Below are 19,217 nucleotides of genomic sequence, written 5' to 3'. Positions count from 1 at the left end.
GGCAAAGACAAAAAACAGTACCAGGACGATGCCGGCCACGATCACGATTAAAAGCCGCGGATCCTTCATGGCACTGTTCCCTCCGGGCCGGTTGGCCACGAATTATTCACTATCGGTCTGGGAATAAAGCACGCGCGTACGCAGGGTATGGTTGACCTCACGCAGAGCGTTGAGCGCCTGTTCACCGTAGGCCTTGTCGACATCGATGACCACGTAGCCGACCTCTTCATTGGTCTGCAGGAACTGGGCAGAAATGTTGATGCCTTCGTTGCCCAGTACGTGGTTGATCTCCGAGAGCACGCCAGGCACGTTGGCGTGAATGTGCAGTAGACGGTGCTTGTCCGGGTGTGACGGCAGGGCCACTTCGGGAAAGTTGACCGAAGTGATGGTCGTGCCGTTATCGGAGAAGGTGATCAGCTTCTCGGAGACCTCAACACCGATGTTCTCCTGCGCCTCGACCGTGGAACCACCGATGTGCGGGGTCAGGATGACGTTGTTGAATTTGCGCAGTGGCGAGACAAACTCCTCGTCGTTGCCCTTGGGCTCGACCGGGAAGACATCGATGGCCGCGCCCAGCAGCTTGCCGGACTCCAGCACTTCAGCCAGCGCCTCGATATCCACAACCTTGCCGCGCGAGGCGTTGATCAGGTAGCTGCCCTGTTTCATCAGGGCCAGTTCGTCACGTCCGATCATCCAGGTCGTCGAGCGCGTTTCCGGCACATGCAGGGTCACGATGTCAGCGCGCGCCATCAGTTCCTGAAGGCTGCCGACCTGCCGGGCATTACCCATGCCCAGCTTGGTAATGGTGTCGTAATAGATAACGTTGAGGCCCACCGACTCGGCCAGTACCGACAGCTGCGCGCCGATGCTGCCGTAGCCGACGATCCCCAGCGTCTTGCCGCGGGCCTCGAAGGCGTCGTTGGCAGACTTCAGCCAGCCGCCCTGATGGGCACGGGCGTTTTTCTCGGGGATGCCACGCAGCATCATGATGCTCTCGGCCAGCACCAGTTCGGCTACCGAGCGGGTATTGGAGTAGGGCGCGTTGAACACCGGGATGCCACGCTTGAGCGCTGCCGGCAGATCCACCTGGTTGGTGCCAATGCAGAAACAGCCGATGGCGACCAGACGCTCGGCGGCGTCCAGCACACGTTCGTTCAATTGCGTGCGCGAGCGAATACCTATGAAATGGGCGTCGCGGATCTTTTCAATCAGATCCTCTTCGCTCAGCGACGTCGTCAGACGTTCGATATTGCTGTAACCGGCATTTTGAAAGTTGTCCACGGCGGACTGGTGGACGCCCTCGAGCAGCAGAACCTTGATCTTGCTCTTGTCCAGAGACGTTTTAGCCATGTGCGCATCAACCCTTTAATCGGCTGGCCTGAGGGAAAGTAGAAGTAGGGATAGCGGGCGCGGCCCGATATCGGCCGAAACCGTATGGGCATCGATACAACAGCGGGAGAGGCTGCCCGGATGGCCCGGCTCGGCGGGGCGCTTATCCTATCATGGCGCCGGTCATGGTGCATGGGCCTGCAGTGCGCGGCACATTGAAACGTCTGCGTCTGCTGGATGAATTCGGTGCATGTGGTCACCTTTCACAAACGTCTGTACCGTGCCTTGAGACGCGGGTCGGGCGGCGTCAAAAGCCTAACGGATGTGTATACTTGCAGGTTGTCGGCGCCTGATGATTGCCGGCGCCTTGATCTCAAGCCATGTACCGGCGTTAACAGGATGACGCATGACACCACGGTCCGAGTCCGCGCATTTAAATGATCAGGCTGCTGCGGCGTCATCGACGCCCGCGGCGCAAACCCCGTCCGATTTTGCCGGTGCCCTGACCGCGCTTGAAGATCTGGTCAGACGCCTGGAATCGGGGGATCTGAGTCTTGAAGCCTCGCTCGAAGATTTCGAGCAAGGCATCGCGCTGGTGCGTGACGCTCGTGCGCGGCTTGAACAGGCCGAACTGCGGGTACAACAGCTGTTGGAGCAGGGCGATGGGTCGCTGAAGGCGCCGCCGCTGGATGACAACTCGCACGAGAGCAATGACGCATGATGGGTGAGACATGACTGTGGATACGGCGGGGTTAAATGTCGCAGCGCTGATGACAACGCTGCGCAACCGGATCGAGATGCAGCTGGACACGGTGCTGGAAAACGCAGCGCCTGCGCAGGCCGGGCGGCTTGAAGAGGCCATGCGCTACAGCGTGCTGGGCGGTGGCAAGCGGTTGCGTGCCATTCTGGTCTACGCCGCCGGTCAGGCACTGGAGGCAGATGACGCGCTACTGGATGCCCCGGCCGTGGCTATTGAGCTGATCCATGCCTACTCGCTCGTTCATGACGATCTGCCCTGCATGGATGATGACGATCTGCGCCGCGGGCGTCCCACCTGCCACCGCGCCTTTGACGAGGCCACGGCGCTGCTGGCCGGTGATGCCCTGCAGACGCTGGCCTTTGAGGTGCTGGCCGATACCGGACAGCCGCGGGCGGCCGAGATGGTCGCAACGCTTGCCCGCTGTGCCGGGCGTGCCGGCATGGCCGGGGGGCAGGCGCTGGATCTGGACGCCGTGGGTCGCCAGCTCGACGTTGAGGCGCTGATGGCCATTCATCATCACAAGACCGGCGCCCTGATCGAGGCGGCGCTGTCGCTGGGGGCACTGGCGGCTCCCAGCGTGCAGCCGGTGCATCTCAAGGCCCTGAGCGAATACGCCAGGGCCATTGGGCTTGCCTTCCAGATTCAGGACGACATTCTGGATGTGACCGGCTCGACCGAGGTGCTGGGCAAGACTCAGGGGGCTGATGCGCTGCGTGACAAGCCGACCTATCCGGCGCTGCTGGGTCTTGAAGAGGCCCGTCTCCGGGCCCGCGACCTGCTGGACCAGGCGCTGGCGGCGCTGGCCCCGTTGGGCGAGCGCGGCGAGACGCTGGCAGCCCTTGCCCGCTACATGATCGAGCGGGATCACTGAGACGACTCCCGGCTGCGTGCCGGACAAGATACCCTTTGATGTCCCGGGGCAATACAGGGCCAGGGACAGGACCCTGACAGGCCATTGAGGCGCTATGAAGCTGTTTGACAATATACCTACTACAAGACCGGCCACGCCGCTGCTGGATCGTATTGAGGCGCCTTCGGATCTGCGCAGTCTCGATGAGCAGCAGCTTTTGCGTCTGGCCGACGAGCTCAGGGCCTATCTGCTCTACAGCGTCGGCTGCACGGGCGGTCACTTTGGCGCCGGCCTTGGGGTCATCGAGCTGACCATCGCACTGCATCAACAGTACAACACCCCCCACGACCGGCTGGTCTGGGACGTGGGGCATCAGACCTATCCTCACAAGATTCTGACCGGACGGCGCGAGTCAATGGACAGCATGCGCCGCTATCAGGGTCTGGCGGCCTTTCCGCGTCGAGAGGAGTCGCCCTACGACACCTTTGGCGTGGGACATTCCAGCACCTCCATTTCGGCAGCGCTGGGCATGGCGCTGGCGGCACGCACCCGCGGTGACAATCGGCGCGTATGTGCCGTGATCGGTGACGGGGCCCTGACGGCCGGCATGGCGTTCGAGGCGCTGGCGCATGCCGGTCATGTCGATGCCAACATGCTGGTGGTGCTCAATGACAACGAGATGTCGATCTCGGAAAACGTCGGCGGCATGGCCACCTACCTGGCGCGTATTCTCAACAGCGGCCCCTATGTGGCGGCGCGTGAGGGCAGCAAGCGGGTGCTGTCGCATCTGCCCGGCGCGCTGGATATCGCCCGGCGCACCGAGGAGCACGTCAAGGGCATGCTCACGCCGGCCACGCTCTTTGAAGAGATGGGGTTTAACTACGTCGGTCCCATCGACGGCCACGATCTGCCATTGCTGATTCGCACCCTGCGCGAGCTGAAAAACCGCAAGGGGCCGCAGTTTCTGCATATCGTCACCCGCAAGGGCAAGGGCTTCGAGCCGGCCGAAGGCGACCCGATCGGTTATCACGCGATCACCAAGCTCGAGAAAGACAAGACCGAGGCGCCGCCCGTGCCCGCGCCGAAAAAGTTCAAGTTCTGCAATGTTTTCGGCCAGTGGCTGTGCGATACCGCCGAACGTGATGCGCGTCTGGTCGGCATCACACCGGCCATGCGCGAAGGCTCCGACATGATTCGCTTCTCGAAGGAGTATCCGGAGCGCTATTACGATGTGGCGATTGCCGAGCAGCATGCGGTGACGCTGGCCGCCGGCATGGCCTGCGAAGACGTCAAGCCGGTGGTGGCGATCTACTCCACCTTCCTGCAGCGCGGCTATGATCAGCTGGTCCACGATGTCGCCGTGCAGGGGCTGGACGTCACCTTTGCCATCGACCGGGCCGGTCTGGTCGGTGAGGATGGCGCGACCCACCACGGCACGCTGGATCTCTCCTATCTGCGCTGTGTGCCGGGCATGGTGGTCATGGCGCCCAGTGATGAGCGCGAGTGCTATCGCATGCTGACCACGGCCTATCAGTATGAAGGGCCGGCGGCGGTGCGCTATCCGCGCGGTACCGGACCGGGCACCGCCTTTGAACCGGGCCTCGAACCCATCGAGATCGGCCGCGCCGAGCTGCGGCGTGAAGGCCAAAAGGGTGAGCAGGGTGTGGCGCTGCTGGTTTTTGGCAGCCTGCTGACACCGGCGCTCGAGGTGGCCGAGCGGCTGGACGCCACGGTCTATGACATGCGCTTTGTGAAGCCACTGGACAGCGAGGCTATTCTGGCTGCAGCAGGGGAGCACGGTCTGATCGTCACGATTGAAGAGAACGTGATTGCCGGCGGGGCGGGCAGTGGCGTGGGCGAGCTGCTGGCGGCCTCCGGCATGCGGCCCTCCCTTTTGCATCTGGGCATCCCCGATCACTTCATCGAGCACGGCACACCAGGTGAATTACTGACCGAGTGCGGGCTGGATGCCGAGGGCATCGAGGCGTCGATTCGCCGTCGCCTGGGTCGCTGACTCTTTCAAGCCGACTCTCTCAAACAACAGGAAACAGAATCGTCTCATGCTGATTGTTACTTTTATTGCCGCCATGATCGGCTATGCCATAGGTCGGCTGCCCGGGCTTTTGATCGGGGCCCTTGTGGGCTATGCGCTGGTACGCTGGCTGCGTGTCAAACTGATCGGCAAGCTGGCCGAGCGGCAGACCCGTTTTCTCTCCGCCACCTTCTCGGTCATGGGGGCCATGAGTCAGGCCGATGGCGAGGTGTCCGAACATGAACGCCGCAGTGCCGAAGCCGTGTTTGATCGGCTCAATCTCAACGGCGAACAGCGTGAAAAGGCACGCGCCGATTTCGAGCGTGGCCAGCAGAAGGGCTTTGATCTCGAGGCGGAGCTTGCCGGACTGCGCCAGATTGTCGGCGCACAGCGTGGCCTGTTGCAGGTCTTTTTCCAGGTACAGCTTGTGGCGCTGGCCGCCGATGGCAAGGTCGAGCAGAGTGAGCGCGACATGCTAATGCGCGTGGCCAGAGGGCTGGGCTGCTCGCAGGAGGAGCTTTCGCGTCTTGAAGCGATGCTCAACGGGGCCGCCAATGCCGGTGGCACCCAGGAAAGTGCCCAGCCGCTGGAAGAAGCCTATCGGGTACTGGGGGTGTCGTCTGATGCCACCGACGCCGAGATCAAGCGCGCCTACCGCAGGCTGATGAGCCAGAACCACCCCGACAAGCTCGCCGGCAAGGGCATGCCCGACAGCATGCGGCGCATGGCCGAGCAGCGCACCAGCGAAATCAGCAACGCCTACGAGCGGATCACGCAGGCGCGCGAACAGGGTTGAGCATGACCCGAGCCCCGGCGGCCGCCGTCGGGGGGCTATTGAGCGCTTTTGGTCTGTCGAATCTCGCTAAAGCGCTGCTCCATCTCACGACGCAGTTCGCGACGCCTGAGCCCTGACTCGAACCGCTGTTGCTCAACGGGCGTGGCAGGTGCCAGCTGAGGCACTTCCACCGATTTGCCGTCATCGCCCACCGCCACCATGGTGAAATAGCAGCTGTTGGTATGGCGGACCACGCCGGCGCGGATGTCCTCGGCGATCACCTTGATGCCGATCTCCATCGAGGAGCGTCCGGTATAGTTGACCGAGCCCAGAAAGGTGACCAGTTCACCGACATGGATGGGCTGGCGAAACATGACCTGATCCACCGACAGCGTGACCACGTAGTGACCGGCCCAGCGGCTGGCGCAGGCGTAGGCCACCTCATCAAGATATTTCAGCAGTGTGCCGCCGTGGACCTTGCCGGAAAAGTTGGCCATGTCCGGGGTCATCAATACGGTCATGGTGATCTGGTGGCGCGCTGTGTCCATTCCCTCTCTCGCTTTTCGTCATGTTGTTGTGGTCAGGCTTGCGGCGTCGAGCATAACGCATCGGTCCCGGTCTGCGGGCGCTATCGTCATGGCAAATTCGTTCGGAGATGACTAGCATGGCCTCGCCGCTGCCGATACCGGCAGCAGCGTTCGCCATTCATTCATCGGGGAGTGTCATGAAGGTCACCGAGGCAGGAGTTGAGTCACCCACCGCACGCTATCTATGGCTGTATGTGCTGATCGTGTGGGTCGGGCTCAATCTTCGTCCCTCGATTGCCGCCGTGGGGCCGCTTCTCGATCGAATCCAGCAGGAGCTATCGGTGAGCTACACCACGGCGTCACTGCTGACCACGCTGCCGTTTCTGGCCATGGGCCTGGCCTGCTTTCAGGGCATGCAGCTGATTCGGCGCTGGAATCGCCACCGGATCGTCATGGGCTCACTGACCCTGATCGGACTGGCCTCGCTGCTCCGTCTTTTCGGCGAAAGCTTTACGCTGCTGGCCGGCTCGGCGATCGCGATCGGCGCCGGTATTGCCTTGATACAGGCGCTGATGCCGGCGTTGATCAAGGTCACGCTGCCCAACACGGTCGAAACCGCCACCGGGCTTTATATCGGCGCGATCATCGGCGGCGGGGCGCTGGCCTCGGGCCTGGCGCCCTGGTTTGCATCGATAGGGGGCTGGCGTCTGGGGCTGGCCGGCTGGGCCATTCTGGTACCCGTGGCGCTTTTGCTGTGGTATCGCCTGGGCAGTCAGATGCTCACACCAGTGCCGCGCGAGCGCTCATCAAAGGCCACACCGCTGTCGCATATCCCCAGGGCCTGGACACTGGCGCTCTTTTTCGGTTTCGGTACGGCCGGCTACGCCTGTGTCATGGCGTGGCTGCCGCCCTACTATCTGGCACTGGGCTGGAGTGCCGGGGATGCCGGGCTATTGCTGGGGTATGTGACGCTTTTGCAGGTGGTGGCCAGCGTCGGCGCGCCCTTTCTGGTGCGCTATAGCCTGGACCGGCGTCGGGCGCTGTATCTGACGGTGGGAATGTCCCTGATCGGCTTTATCGGACTGTGTTTCAAACCCGACGGCGTGGCCTTTGCCGTGCTGTGGGGCACGCTGCTGGGACTGGGCATCGGCGCGCTCTTTTCGCTGTCGGTGCTGGTTCCGATGGACCATCACCGTGACCCTGCCCGCGTGGGCGATCTGGCCGCTTTTGTGCAGGGCCATGGCTATCTGATCGCGGGGGCAGCCACGCTGCTTTCCGGCATGGCCCGCGATATGCTCTCAAGCTTTACTACTGCCTGGGTGGCGCTGGCGGTGCTTTTTGCCGCCATGCTGGTGATGAGCTGGCGCTTTGATCCGCACTATTATCCACGCCATATCGACTGACGCATCTTCCGGGCGCCTCGACAGGGCGCCCGGGACATGACAAGCCAGATTCAGGGATGCTCGCGGTCGACATCGCTGGCGGCTTCAAACTCATCGAGCGCCATCATGTGGCCCAGCTTGCCGGCCTTGGTCGACAGGTACTGTTCGTTGTGGGCGTTGAGGCCGGTGGTGAGCGGTACGCGCTCGCTGATTTCGATGCCCGCCTTTTGCAGGGCAACCACCTTGCGCGGGTTGTTGGTCATCAGCCGCAGCCGGGAGATGCCGAGCTGTTCAAGCATCGGGATGCAGATGTCGTAGCGCCGCATGTCGGCTTCAAAACCGAGCGCTTCGTTGGCTTCGACCGTGTCGGCACCGCCGTCCTGCAGATGGTAGGCACGAATCTTGTTCATGAGGCCGATGCCACGACCTTCCTGACGCAGGTACAAAAGGGCGCCGCGGCCCTCTTCGGCAATGCGCTTGAGCGCGACCTGCAGCTGATAGCCGCAGTCACAGCGCATTGAAAAGAGCGCGTCACCGGTCAGGCACTCGGAGTGCACCCGACCGAGCACGGGCTCACCATCGGCGACATCGCCCAGCGTCAGGACAACATGATCCTTGCCGGTCTCGTCATCTTCAAAGCCATGCATGGTGAACGTGGCCCAGGGCATGGGGAGACGCGAACTGGCGATAAATCTGATCGTCACGGTAACCTCAATATTGTTGGCAAGCCGTCCTGTCGACTGTAGACGCTATCCTGGCAGCGCAGGTGGCGTTTAGCTACATGTCCCACAAGGGTGCCCGGGTAATGCTCGAAAGAAGGAACTGACCCTACATATTGCACCATGATGGCCTCTCCTGCAGCACGGCTGTCTGAGCTACAATGAAGCGACATTTTTCTGTCGGATGATCTTGTCTGCATGACTCTCGAAAATGATCGCTTTTTGCGCGCCCTGGCGCGGCAGGACGTTGACCGTACGCCGGTCTGGATGATGCGCCAGGCAGGCCGCTATCTGCCTGAATATCTCAGGGTTCGAAAGCAGGCGGGCAGCTTCATGGACCTGTGTCGCAACCGCGACATGGCCTGTGAGGTGACCCTGCAGCCGCTGGAGCGCTTTGATCTGGACGCGGCCATCCTGTTTTCCGACATTCTCACCATTCCTGATGCGATGGACCTGGGACTTTACTTTGTGCAGGGCGAAGGGCCGATGTTCAAGCGTCCGGTCCGTGACGCTGCAGCCATCAATGCCCTCAGAGCGCCCGATGCCGAGCGCGATCTTGACTATGTCATGAACGCCGTCTCGACGATTCGTCACGAACTCAACGGTCGCGTGCCGCTGATCGGCTTTTCGGGCAGCCCCTGGACGCTGGCCACCTACATGGTGGAAGGCGGACCCAGCAAGGACTTCAGGCACGTCAAGGGTCTGCTCTACGGCGACCCGGCCGCGCTGCACCAGCTGCTGGAAACGCTGGCCACGGCCGTGACCGACTATCTCAATGCCCAGATCCGTGCCGGTGCTCAGGCCGTGCAGATCTTTGATACCTGGGGCGGGGCGCTGTCCACGCCGGCCTACAAGGCCTTTTCGCTGGCCTATATGGAGAAGATCGTGCGCGGTTTGATTCGTGAGCACGACGGGCGTCGCGTGCCGGTGATCGTCTTTACCAAAAACGGCGGTCAGTGGCTCGAAAGCATCGCCGACATCGGTGCCGACGGCGTCGGACTGGACTGGACCACCGAGATGAGCGATGCCCGCGCCCGCGTGGGGAATAAGGTCGCGCTGCAGGGCAATCTCGACCCTTCCGCGCTGTTCGGGTCACCGCAGGTTATTCGTGATGAGGTGGCACGCATCCTGGAAAGTTATGGCCCGGGCAATGGCCACGTGTTCAATCTGGGCCACGGCATCTCCCAGTTCACGCCGATCGAAAACGTGCAGGTCTTTATCGAGGCGTTACATGAACTCAGTCCGCAATACCATCAAGGATAGTGCTGCGACACCACCCTCTGATCCGGACTGGCCGGGTCAGCTGGTGGTCTTTGACGGTGACTGTCCGCTGTGTCGCCGTTCGGTGCATGCCATTCTGGCCCATGAGGCACAGCCCGTTACGGGGCTTGTGACCCTGCAGTCCGAGCTGGGTCATCGGCTGGGCGCGCACTTTGGCGAGGATGCCGATGATCTGGACAGCATGTGGCTGATCCGTGACGGTGCCCTTTATCGCGACAGTGACGGGCTCTGGCGTACGGCGCAGTCGCTGACGCCGCCCTGGTCAGCGGCCGCCGGTCTGCGCTGGTTGCCAATACCACTGCGAGACGGTCTTTATAAGATGGTCGGGCGCTATCGTAAAAAGCTGGCCACTGACCCGGGCATGGGTGGCGCCGTTCAGTCACGACAGCTCGAGTCACTGACCCGTGCCCAGTGTGATCATCTCTCCCTGCCGGCCGAGCTGGCCGATGTCTGATACGCGATGTGTCCATACGGCATCATTATGGTGCGACGCCGTGGGCGCCAGCGCCATTTTGGAACAATCGCACTGAGCTGCGGGCAACTGCCTTGCGCCCTGACGTCTGAAAAGATCTTCATGTTTTCTTTAAAAACAGTGCTCTGGCGCTGTTTTTTTACATTCTGGAACACTCCTTGCAATAACGTCATGGACGTCGCTGGCAGGCGCCAGCACGTCGCATCATTCAACAACCCGGAGTGTTGCAATGAACATGACAATAAAAAACCCATGGGCATGGGCCGCCACCGCAGGCGTGGCAATGCTTGCCACGCTGGGGCCATCGACCTCTTATGGTGCCACACTTGATGAGGTCAAAAGCCGTGGCCAACTGCGCTGCGGGGTCAGTGATGGGCTGGCCGGTTTTTCCTCCCCCAATGCCCAGGGGCAGTGGCAGGGTATTGATGTGGACTTCTGCCGAGCCGTGGCCGCCGCCGTGTTCGGCGACCCTGACAAGGTCAGCTTTGCATCGCTGACGGCCAAGGAGCGCTTTACTGCCCTGCAGTCCGGCGAGGTCGATCTGCTGTCGCGCAACACCACCTGGACGGCCTCGCGCGACAATTCAATGGGCCTGACCTTTGCCGGTGTCACGTTTTATGACGGCCAGGGCATGATGGTGCGCAAGGATCTGGGCATCTCGAGTGCCAAGGAGCTTGATGGGGCCTCGGTCTGTGTCTCCGCCGGCACCACCACAGAGCTCAACCTGGCCGACTACTTCCGTGCCAATGACATGACCTACAAGGCGGTCAGTTTCGATGAGGCCGATCAGACTGCGGCCGGTTTCGACAGCGGACGCTGTGACGTATTGACCTCGGATTCCTCCCAACTGGCCGCCCTGAGGCTACAGCTTTCTGATCCGGACAGCGCCGTGATTCTGCCCGAGCGCATTTCCAAGGAGCCGTTGGGCCCGGTGGTGCGCCAGGGCGATGAGCAGTGGATGAAAGTGGTGCGCTGGACCCTTTATGCCATGCTCAATGCCGAGGAGTCCGGTATCAACAGCGGCAACATCGACGAGATGCGCGACAGCCCCAAAACCCCTGACGATGCACGTCTGCTGGGCAAGGACGGCAATTTTGGCGAGCAACTGGGGCTGTCCGGGGACTGGGCCTACAACATCATCAAGAGGGTCGGCAACTACAGCGAAATCTTTGAGCGCAATGTTGGCATGGATTCGCCACTGACCCTGGAGCGGGGCGAAAACGCGCTATGGACCGATGGCGGGCTTCAATACGGCATGCCGGTGCGATAGAGCATTAGTCACGCGCGCCAATCGGCGCGTGCTGCTCTTTGACGCGGGGCCGGTTACAGAGCCGGCCATCATGCCTTCGGAGAATACTGTTCATGTTGCGTCCCTCCATTTCCATTCCCCGTCGCGCTCGCGGGCCGCTGTGGCGCGACCCGACGGCGCGGGCCCTGTTTTTTCAGGGACTTTTGCTGGCAGCGGTACTGGGCATTATCGGTTTTCTGGTCCACAACACCATGGCGAATCTGGACGCCCGGGGCATTCGCACCGGGTTTGATTTTCTTGACCGTCGGGCCGGATTTTCGATCGCTCAGACCCTGATCGACTACTCCAGCAACGCCAGCACCTACGGGCGTACCTTTCTGGTCGGGCTTGCCAATACGCTGCTGGTGTCTGCACTTGGTATTGTCGCCGCCACCCTCATCGGCTTTCTGGTCGGTCTGGCGCGGCTCTCCCCCAACTGGTTGCTGGCACGGCTGGCCGGGGCCTATGTCGAGATCTTTCGCAATATTCCCTTGCTGTTGCAGATTCTGTTTTGGTACTTCGCCGTACTGCGCGCGCTTCCTTCGCCGCGCCAGAGTATCTCGCTGTTTGACAGCTTTTTTCTCAATGTTCGCGGGCTGATCATGCCGGCGCCGGAGGCGCAGGTCGGTTTCATGGCGACACCGCTGGCGCTGGCGGCCGCGATGGTGGGTGTGATGGCCCTGGTGATCATCGCGCGTCGGCGTCAGGCGGCAACAGGGGCACAGTGGCCGGTGCTGCCGTTGAGCCTTGCGATGCTGATTGGTCTGCCGCTGCTGGTGTTCTGGGTTTCCGGTGCCCCGCTTGAGTGGTCGGTGCCCGAACTTTCAGGCTTCAATTTTCGCGGCGGCATGCAGGTGCTGCCGGAGCTGGTGGCGCTGTGGGTGGCGCTGTCGATCTATACCGCGGCCTTTATCGCCGAGATCGTGCGCTCGGGCATTCAGTCGGTACCGCATGGCCAGACCGAGGCGGCGCGCTCGCTGTCGCTGCCCGGAGGCCTGACCCTGCGCCGCATCGTCATTCCCCAGGCCATGCGGGTGATGGTGCCGCAGGTGACCAGTCAGTATCTCAACCTGATCAAGAACTCGTCGCTGGCCACGGCCATCGGCTATCCCGACCTGGTCGCGGTCTTCGCCGGCACCACGCTCAATCAGACCGGTCAGGCCATTGAGGTCATGACCATGACGATGCTGGTGTATTTGAGCATCTCGCTGGTCGTGTCGGCACTGATGAATCTCTACAACGCGCGCATGTCGCTCAAGGAGCGTTGAGATGTCTACCACGGCTTATGATACCGACGAGACGCTCATTGCCTCACGCCCGCCACCCACGCCACAGGGTGGGGTAGTGCACTGGCTGCGCACGCGGCTTTTCTCGGGGCCAGTCAACAGCGTGGTCTCGATCGTGACGCTGCTGGTCGTCGTGCGGCTGGTCTGGCCGGTCATTGACTGGGCACTGATCCAGGCTGACTGGGTGGGCAGCTCGCGTGCCGACTGCACCAGTGACGGCGCCTGCTGGGTCTTCATTTCCACGCGCTGGAGTCAGATTGTCTATGGCTTTTATCCGTCAGCCGAGCGCTGGCGGGTGGACATCGTGCTGGGGCTTTTCTTCGCCCTGATTGCCTGGCTTGTCATACCGCGTCTACCGGGCAAGAAAACGGCGGCGCTGATGGCCCTGATTGGTCTGCCGATCATCGCCTGGGTGCTGCTGCTGGGTGGCATGTTCGGATTGCCTCACGTGCCGACCCGGGCCTGGGGTGGGCTGATGCTGACGCTGACCATCGCGGCGGTGGGCATTGTGGGCTCGCTGCCGCTGGGGGTTGTGCTGGCACTGGGGCGGCGCTCGAAGATGCCGTTTGTGCGCGCCATCTGCGTCATCTTCATCGAGTTCTGGCGCGGGGTGCCCTTGATTACGGTGCTGTTCATGTCGTCGGTGATGCTGCCGCTGTTCGTGCCGGCCAATGTGGAGTTCGACAAGCTGTTGCGGGCGCTGATCGGCATCATGCTGTTCTGGAGCGCCTACATGGCGGAAGTGGTGCGCAGCGGACTGCAGGCCATCGATAAGGGGCAGGGGGAGGCAGGCGCGGCACTGGGGCTGGGCTACTGGCTGCGCATGCGCCTGATCATTCTGCCCCAGGCGCTCAAACTGGTGATCCCGGGCATCGTCAATACGTTCATTGCGCTGTTCAAGGATACCTCGCTGGTACTGATCATCGGCCTGTTTGATGTGCTTTCGATCATTCAGGCGGGGCTGACCGACAGCGACTGGCTGGGCTTTGCCATCGAGGGCTATGTCTTCGCGGCGCTGGTGTTCTGGGTCTTCTGCTTTGGCATGTCACGCTATAGCCAGATCATCGAACGGCGTCTGGATACCGGCCATCAGCACTAATATCCGTACCAACAACAATGACTATCAGCACGGCCCATGAGCGCCGTGTACCGGAGTGTTCATCATGATTGATACCCAGCACAGGCCGGCCGCCACGGAGGAAGCCACCCCCATGGTGACGATATCGCGCCTGAACAAATGGTACGGGGACTTTCACGTCCTGCGTGATATCGATCTGAGCGTGGCCCGCGGCGAGCGCATCGTCATCTGCGGCCCGTCGGGGTCGGGCAAGTCGACCCTGATTCGCTGCATCAACCATCTGGAGGCGCACCAGCAGGGCGAGATCGTGGTCAGTGGCATTCCCATGACCAACGACGTCAAACGTATCGAGCAGATCCGGCGCAATGTCGGCATGGTCTTTCAGCACTTCAATCTCTTTCCGCACCTCACGGTGCTGGAAAACTGCTGTCTCTCGCCCATCTGGGTGCAGAAAAAGCCGCGTCGCGAGGCCGAAAAAAGCGCGATGGAGTATCTGGAACGGGTGCGCATCGCCAACCAGGCGCACAAGTATCCGGGACAGCTCTCCGGTGGGCAGCAGCAGCGTGTGGCGATTGCGCGGGCGCTGTGCATGCACCCGGAGGTGATGCTCTTTGACGAGCCGACCTCGGCACTGGACCCGGAGATGATCAAGGAGGTGCTCGACGTCATGATCGAGCTGGCCCATGAGGGCATGACCATGCTGTGTGTAACCCATGAAATGGGCTTTGCCCGAACGGTGGCGGATCGAGTGATCTTCATGGATGAGGGACAGATTGTGGAATCTGCCCCGCCCGAGACCTTCTTCAACGAGCCGCGCTCGTCGCGTACCCGCGAATTTCTCGGCCAGATTCTGGGGCACTAGCTCCGACTGTCATGGGATTGTCGCTTGTCTGACCGGTCGAGCCCTGTGCCCGGTCGGTTTTTTAATTCCTTTAACCAGCGCGTCTTCAATCTTCTCAAGCCCCGGCCTCCAGGCGTCGTTAATCAGGAACGTTTTCCTGATTCATCATGCAACAAGGGGCCTTTTCCATGCGGCGCCTGGCAACAGCGGCGCCAGACTTTTTCCGAAGCAGTCATATCAGGGCCCTGTCACGGTAACACCGTGTCAGGGCTTTCTCGTTGGCCCGGGTGTGTGGGTCGCCATTGATACGATACCCGTAGTAGTCGCCGGCGGGATTCAAGCCGAAAGCCACTGGCGCCGTTATGACCTGACAGATGTTCTGTCTACATCAACGACAAGAGACGCCCCCCGTGCTGACTTCCATTCGTACCCGAATCCTGGTGTTCTGTCTGGCGATCGTGCTGATGGCACTGACGCTGACCGGCATTGCCACTTACTACGTCACCAGCCAATACAACACCCAGTCCATTACCCACTCCCAGGCCGCCGTGGCTGAAGGCTATACCATGGCCATCAGTGAATGGAGCCATGCCAAAAAGGGCGTGGTGGAAGCGACCGGTCGTCAGGCGCTGACCGAGGATGCCCTGTCGCGGTTTATTCTGGCCGCTGATGCCGGTGACATGATCACGGTCTACGCCGGCTTCAATGACGATCGCTATATTACCAGCGACGTGGCCTGGGAGATCCCGCCGACCTACAGGCCGACCCAGCGCCCCTGGTATCAGCAGGCCGTTGCGGCCGGACACACCATTGCCACGCTGCCCTACCTGGATGCCTCTTCCGGCAAGCTGGTGGTTTCCTTTGCCTCGCCCATCGTACGTGACGGCCAGACGGTTGGCGTGATCAGCTCGGATGTGGCCATGGACAGCGTCATCGAGACCGTCAACGCCGTTGATCCCACGCCGCGCAGCCATGCTTTCATGGTCAACGATGAAGGCGTCATGATTGCGCATGCCGACAAGTCATTGATCCTGAAGCCGGCCACCGAGCTGGATGCCAGCCTGACACCCGCGGCACTGTCTCAGATGACCGGTAGTAACACGCTACGTGATGTCACCCTGCGTGGGCAGAAGGTGATGTTGTCGGCGGTGCCGATCGAAGGCACCAACTGGACGCTGGTCATGGCGCTGGATCGTGGCGAGGCCATGGCCGGCATGGTGAGTCTGGTCAAGACCACGGTGGTGGCCCTGATCGTGGTGGGTATTCTTGCCGCCCTTGTGATCTGGGCACTGCTGACGCCGATTTTCCGCCGCATGCATGAAGTGCGCGATGCGATGCAGGATGTCAGCGCAGGCGAGGGCGATTTGAGCCAGCGGCTGCCGCTGTCGGCCCGCAATGATGAGGTCAACCAGATTGCAGCATCGTTTAACCGGTTCGTTGAGCGCATCGATCATGTCATGAGCGATGTGCGCGACAGCAGCGAGAACGTGCGCATGGCGTCTTCCGAGATCTCGACCGGCAGCATGGACCTGTCACGACGTACCGAGACGACGGCGGCAAGCCTTGAGCAGTCGGCCGCTGCCATGGAGCAGCTGACCAGTACGGTGGCCAACTCTACCGAATCCTCGCGCCACGCCGCCCAGCTGACCGCACAGGCCACAAAGGCGGCCGAAGAGGGCGGGCAGGTGATGACCGAGGTGGTCGGCACCATGAGCGATATCAGCGCCTCATCCAGCGAGATTGCCAATATCATTGGGGTGATTGATTCGATTGCCTTCCAGACCAACCTGCTGGCGCTCAACGCCTCTGTAGAAGCGGCGCGTGCCGGCGAGCAGGGTCGAGGGTTTGCGGTCGTGGCCGCCGAGGTCCGAACCCTGGCCAACCGCAGCACCCAGGCGGCCCGTGACATCAAGCAGCTCATTGATGCCTCGGTGACCAAAACCGTCAACGGCCAGGCGCTGGTGCAAAGGGCCGGCGAACGCATGGAGGATATCGTCAGCCAGATCAAGCGGGTCAACGGCCTGATCAGCGAGGTCACTACCGCTGCCAATGAACAGAATACCGGGATCTCCCAGGTCAATCAGGCGGTGACCCAGCTGGATCAGATGACCCAGGAGAACGCGGCCCTGGTAGAAGAGTCCGCGGCCGCCTCGGATTCGCTCTCCCAGGAAGCGCAGCGTCTGTCGCAGATCATCGGCGTGTTCCGACTCAGCGAGCGTACGCCCGCCTGAGGCCCTCACATGAAACGGCCCTGCGGGGCCGTTTTTTGTCCGTTGAAGTACGTCTGTTGATCAGTGCGTCTTTTGATTAGTGCGTCTGTTGATCAAGTCCAGCGCTGGCGTCGCCGTTATTGCCCTTAACTTCCTGCGTGGCGCCGGCCCGCGTTTGCAACCCATGGTAACGCCTCATGATGCATTTCAAGTCCATTCGTACCTTTGTGACCATTACGGCAGGCGCCTGTCTGCTGGCGGTGGTTGTCGTGCTGGTGCTGTATTCGCTGGTCGCCATGACCCGAGCCCAGCAGCAGACGGCCAGTCGCACCGAAGCGCAGCTCAACGAGTCGATTGAAGCGCGCCTGCAGGCGATGGGCCGAGCGCAGGCCAGCGAGATCAGCGTCCGCCTTGAACAGGCGTTGCAGACCGCCGAAGAACTGGCGCAGACCAACGCCATGATGGCCCAGGGCAGTGACGGCGTGGCGGGGCTCTCCATTGATCGCCGTGACATGTCTCGCATCGTGCGCCAGCGCGTGATCGACAATCCCGAACTGCTTGATGCCTTCATCGGCTGGGAGCCCAACGCCTTCGATAACGACGCCGATCATCAGGGCCAGACTGCGCTGGGCTACGGCGAGAATGGCCGCTTCATGCCCTGGTGGTATCGCACAGAGACCGGCAGCGTTGAGGTGCTGGGGCTTGGAGACACCATGGAGAGCACGAAGGCCCAGGCCAACGGCGTCCGTGAGGGCGAATACTACCTGTGTACGCGTGAAACGAAGCGTGCCTGCGTGATCGACCCGGCCCCCTATGACTACAACGGCAACACCATTCTGGTGACCTCATTCAATGCGCCCATCCTGGTCAATGGCACCTTCCGCGGCAGTGCCGGGGTGGATCTGTCACTGGCCTTCATTCAGGGCATGCTCGTTGAGGCCAATCAAGGCCTCTATAACGGCGCGGGCAGCATCGCGCTGGTCTCGACCAACGGCACTATCGTGGGCTATTCAGGTGACGCGCAAAGCCCCGGCAAGCCGGCGGGTCAGATGTTCGATGACACCACGGCCCGCCAATTGATCGACGGGGTGGATAGCGCCGTCATGACCACCAGCGGGGATGACCTGAGTTTGCAATTGCCCGTCACCATCGGTGATCAGACCCGTTGGCAGCTGCTGCTGCGCGTGCCCAAAAGCGCCGTCTATGCTGATTTCACTGCCCTGCAGGCAGAGATTGCTGATCAGCAGCGGGAGGCATTGATGGCCATGACGCTGGTGGGCATTTTGATCAGCGCACTGGGACTGGCCGCGATCTGGATGGTCGGTCGCCGCATTGCCCGCCCGCTTAAAACCCTGGCCGAGCGCATGCGCCAGATTGCCAACGGTGATGGTGACCTGACCCAGCGACTGCCGGTCATGGGGCGCGACGAGCCGGCGCAATTGGCCGAAGCCTTCAACAGCTTTGTTGATCGCATGGAAACGGTGTTGATCGACATCCGCGACTCGAGCCATTCGGTACAGCTCGCGGCGGCTGAAATCTCCTCGGGCAGCCATGATCTCTCCCGGCGCACCGAGAATACGGCGGCCAATCTGGAAGAATCGGCCGCCGCCATGGAGCAGCTGACCAGTACCGTGGAACATTCGGCCTCCTCCACGAAAGAGGCCAACGGTCTGGCCCATGAGGCGGCGACCATGGCCCGCGGTGGCGGTGAGCAGATGCAGGGCGTGGTGGCCACCATGTCGCGTATTCGCGAGACGTCCGGAAAGATCGAATCGATCGTGGATGTCATCGACGGCATTGCCTTCCAGACCAACCTGCTGGCGTTGAATGCCTCGGTCGAGGCGGCACGTGCCGGCGAGCAGGGGCGCGGTTTCGCGGTGGTGGCACAGGAGGTCAGAAACCTGGCCAACCGCAGTGCCCAGGCCGCCACCGATATCAAAGCGCTTATCACCACCTCAAGTCGCGAAACGACCAGCGGTGCGGAGCTTGTCAGCGTCGCCAGTCAGGCGATGGGCGAGATCGTGGAACGGGTCGGACGGGTCAGCACGGTCATCGAGGAGCTCAGCCGCGCCACCAACGAGCAGTCTACCGGCATCGGCCAGGTCAATCAGGCGATTACCCAGCTGGATGACATGACCCAGCAAAACGCCGCGCTGGTGGAACAGTCGGCAGCCGCCGCTGAATCGCTCAGTCACCAGGCGCAGCGACTGGCCGCCACGGTGGGGGCGTTCCGGCTGAGTCATTAAGTCTCGAGTGTCATTTGGTCAAGAGGCCACACTTCGGTGCGGCCTTTTTGGTTGAGGGCGAGGCATTGGCCTTGAGGAAGGCGCGTGCGTGCAGTGACGCCTGCGGGCGCAATGTCTAGAATAGGCCCACTTACCCATTGC

At 61.8% G+C, this 19,217-nt stretch carries 16 protein-coding genes; 13 read left to right on the top strand and 3 right to left on the bottom strand.

Annotated elements, in window-relative coordinates; genetic code table 11:
• Positions 1-102: 102 nt before the first annotated feature.
• Positions 103-1,350 carry a phosphoglycerate dehydrogenase gene (gene serA / locus Q0931_RS12825; RefSeq protein WP_299260865.1) on the bottom strand — a complete coding sequence of 416 codons (1,248 nt, stop codon included), beginning with the start codon at positions 1,348-1,350 and terminating at the stop codon, positions 103-105.
• A gap of 385 nt (positions 1,351-1,735) precedes the next feature.
• On the opposite strand from serA, the gene Q0931_RS12820 reads away from it, so the two are divergent.
• The 4 genes from Q0931_RS12820 (at position 1,736) to djlA (ending at position 5,767) form a co-directional block, all read left to right on the top strand.
• On the top strand, positions 1,736-2,050 hold the full coding sequence (locus tag Q0931_RS12820) for an exodeoxyribonuclease VII small subunit (protein ID WP_299260863.1): 315 nt from the start codon (positions 1,736-1,738) through the stop codon (positions 2,048-2,050).
• Between the two features lie 10 nt (positions 2,051-2,060).
• The gene (gene ispA / locus Q0931_RS12815; RefSeq protein WP_299260861.1) at positions 2,061-2,960 is read left to right on the top strand and encodes a (2E,6E)-farnesyl diphosphate synthase; all 900 of its coding nucleotides are present in this window, start codon (positions 2,061-2,063) and stop codon (positions 2,958-2,960) included.
• 94 nt (positions 2,961-3,054) lie between these two features.
• On the top strand, positions 3,055-4,953 hold the full coding sequence (gene dxs, locus Q0931_RS12810) for a 1-deoxy-D-xylulose-5-phosphate synthase (protein WP_299260859.1): 1,899 nt from the start codon (positions 3,055-3,057) through the stop codon (positions 4,951-4,953).
• A gap of 46 nt (positions 4,954-4,999) precedes the next feature.
• Positions 5,000-5,767, top strand: a complete 768-nt coding sequence (gene djlA, locus Q0931_RS12805; protein ID WP_299260857.1) for a co-chaperone DjlA — start codon at positions 5,000-5,002, stop codon at positions 5,765-5,767.
• A gap of 35 nt (positions 5,768-5,802) precedes the next feature.
• On the opposite strand, the gene Q0931_RS12800 is transcribed toward djlA, so the two are convergent.
• Positions 5,803-6,294: an acyl-CoA thioesterase gene (locus Q0931_RS12800; RefSeq protein ID WP_299260855.1), complete on the bottom strand. Its 492-nt coding sequence runs from the start codon at positions 6,292-6,294 to the stop codon at positions 5,803-5,805.
• Between the two features lie 116 nt (positions 6,295-6,410).
• On the opposite strand from Q0931_RS12800, the gene Q0931_RS12795 reads away from it, so the two are divergent.
• Entirely contained in the window at positions 6,411-7,676 is a 1,266-nt protein-coding gene (locus Q0931_RS12795; RefSeq protein WP_299260853.1) for an MFS transporter, read from the top strand.
• Between the two features lie 50 nt (positions 7,677-7,726).
• Here Q0931_RS12795 and ribA read toward each other — a convergent pair whose 3' ends face one another.
• A complete protein-coding gene (gene ribA, locus Q0931_RS12790; protein WP_299260851.1) occupies positions 7,727-8,359 on the bottom strand; it encodes a GTP cyclohydrolase II in 633 nt (210 codons plus the stop codon).
• A 213-nt stretch (positions 8,360-8,572) separates the two neighbouring features.
• Between ribA and hemE the strand changes: the two genes are divergently transcribed.
• The 8 genes from hemE (at position 8,573) to Q0931_RS12750 (ending at position 19,076) form a co-directional block, all read left to right on the top strand.
• The gene (gene hemE / locus Q0931_RS12785; RefSeq protein WP_299260849.1) at positions 8,573-9,637 is read left to right on the top strand and encodes a uroporphyrinogen decarboxylase; all 1,065 of its coding nucleotides are present in this window, start codon (positions 8,573-8,575) and stop codon (positions 9,635-9,637) included.
• Positions 9,606-10,109, top strand: a complete 504-nt coding sequence (locus Q0931_RS12780; protein ID WP_299260847.1) for a thiol-disulfide oxidoreductase DCC family protein — start codon at positions 9,606-9,608, stop codon at positions 10,107-10,109. The genes hemE and Q0931_RS12780 overlap by 32 nt, the downstream gene beginning before the upstream one ends.
• A gap of 253 nt (positions 10,110-10,362) precedes the next feature.
• A complete protein-coding gene (locus Q0931_RS12775; protein ID WP_299261013.1) occupies positions 10,363-11,397 on the top strand; it encodes an amino acid ABC transporter substrate-binding protein in 1,035 nt (344 codons plus the stop codon).
• 92 nt (positions 11,398-11,489) lie between these two features.
• On the top strand, positions 11,490-12,683 hold the full coding sequence (locus tag Q0931_RS12770) for an amino acid ABC transporter permease (protein WP_299260845.1): 1,194 nt from the start codon (positions 11,490-11,492) through the stop codon (positions 12,681-12,683).
• Position 12,684: 1 nt separating this feature from the next.
• Positions 12,685-13,800, top strand: coding sequence for an amino acid ABC transporter permease (locus tag Q0931_RS12765; protein WP_299260844.1), 1,116 nt, complete (start codon positions 12,685-12,687; stop codon positions 13,798-13,800).
• Between the two features lie 112 nt (positions 13,801-13,912).
• Positions 13,913-14,641, top strand: coding sequence for an amino acid ABC transporter ATP-binding protein (locus Q0931_RS12760; protein WP_299261011.1), 729 nt, complete (start codon positions 13,913-13,915; stop codon positions 14,639-14,641).
• Between the two features lie 389 nt (positions 14,642-15,030).
• The gene (locus Q0931_RS12755) at positions 15,031-16,851 is read left to right on the top strand and encodes a methyl-accepting chemotaxis protein (RefSeq protein WP_299260842.1); all 1,821 of its coding nucleotides are present in this window, start codon (positions 15,031-15,033) and stop codon (positions 16,849-16,851) included.
• Between the two features lie 176 nt (positions 16,852-17,027).
• Positions 17,028-19,076: a methyl-accepting chemotaxis protein gene (locus Q0931_RS12750; RefSeq protein ID WP_366941616.1), complete on the top strand. Its 2,049-nt coding sequence runs from the start codon at positions 17,028-17,030 to the stop codon at positions 19,074-19,076.
• Positions 19,077-19,217: the final 141 nt, after the last annotated feature.

Source organism: uncultured Kushneria sp. (assembly GCF_947497025.1).
Lineage (GTDB): Bacteria > Pseudomonadota > Gammaproteobacteria > Pseudomonadales > Halomonadaceae > Kushneria.
This window is presented reverse-complemented; position numbering and strand designations above follow the sequence as displayed.

What these genes read in the sequence shown, in the direction of transcription:
- Q0931_RS12780 (WP_299260847.1), top strand. Translation starts at nt 9,606, where the DNA reads ATGAACTCAGTCCGCAATACCATCAAGGATAGTGCTGCGACACCACCC.
- Q0931_RS12770 (WP_299260845.1), top strand. Translation starts at nt 11,490, where the DNA reads ATGTTGCGTCCCTCCATTTCCATTCCCCGTCGCGCTCGCGGGCCGCTG.
- Q0931_RS12820 (WP_299260863.1), top strand. Translation starts at nt 1,736, where the DNA reads ATGACACCACGGTCCGAGTCCGCGCATTTAAATGATCAGGCTGCTGCG.
- ispA (WP_299260861.1), top strand. Translation starts at nt 2,061, where the DNA reads ATGACTGTGGATACGGCGGGGTTAAATGTCGCAGCGCTGATGACAACG.
- Q0931_RS12760 (WP_299261011.1), top strand. Translation starts at nt 13,913, where the DNA reads ATGGTGACGATATCGCGCCTGAACAAATGGTACGGGGACTTTCACGTC.
- Q0931_RS12800 (WP_299260855.1), bottom strand. Translation starts at nt 6,294, where the DNA reads ATGGACACAGCGCGCCACCAGATCACCATGACCGTATTGATGACCCCG.
- serA (WP_299260865.1), bottom strand. Translation starts at nt 1,350, where the DNA reads ATGGCTAAAACGTCTCTGGACAAGAGCAAGATCAAGGTTCTGCTGCTC.
- Q0931_RS12795 (WP_299260853.1), top strand. Translation starts at nt 6,411, where the DNA reads ATGGCCTCGCCGCTGCCGATACCGGCAGCAGCGTTCGCCATTCATTCA.
- djlA (WP_299260857.1), top strand. Translation starts at nt 5,000, where the DNA reads ATGCTGATTGTTACTTTTATTGCCGCCATGATCGGCTATGCCATAGGT.
- Q0931_RS12750 (WP_366941616.1), top strand. Translation starts at nt 17,028, where the DNA reads ATGATGCATTTCAAGTCCATTCGTACCTTTGTGACCATTACGGCAGGC.
- Q0931_RS12765 (WP_299260844.1), top strand. Translation starts at nt 12,685, where the DNA reads ATGTCTACCACGGCTTATGATACCGACGAGACGCTCATTGCCTCACGC.
- Q0931_RS12775 (WP_299261013.1), top strand. Translation starts at nt 10,363, where the DNA reads ATGACAATAAAAAACCCATGGGCATGGGCCGCCACCGCAGGCGTGGCA.
- dxs (WP_299260859.1), top strand. Translation starts at nt 3,055, where the DNA reads ATGAAGCTGTTTGACAATATACCTACTACAAGACCGGCCACGCCGCTG.
- hemE (WP_299260849.1), top strand. Translation starts at nt 8,573, where the DNA reads ATGACTCTCGAAAATGATCGCTTTTTGCGCGCCCTGGCGCGGCAGGAC.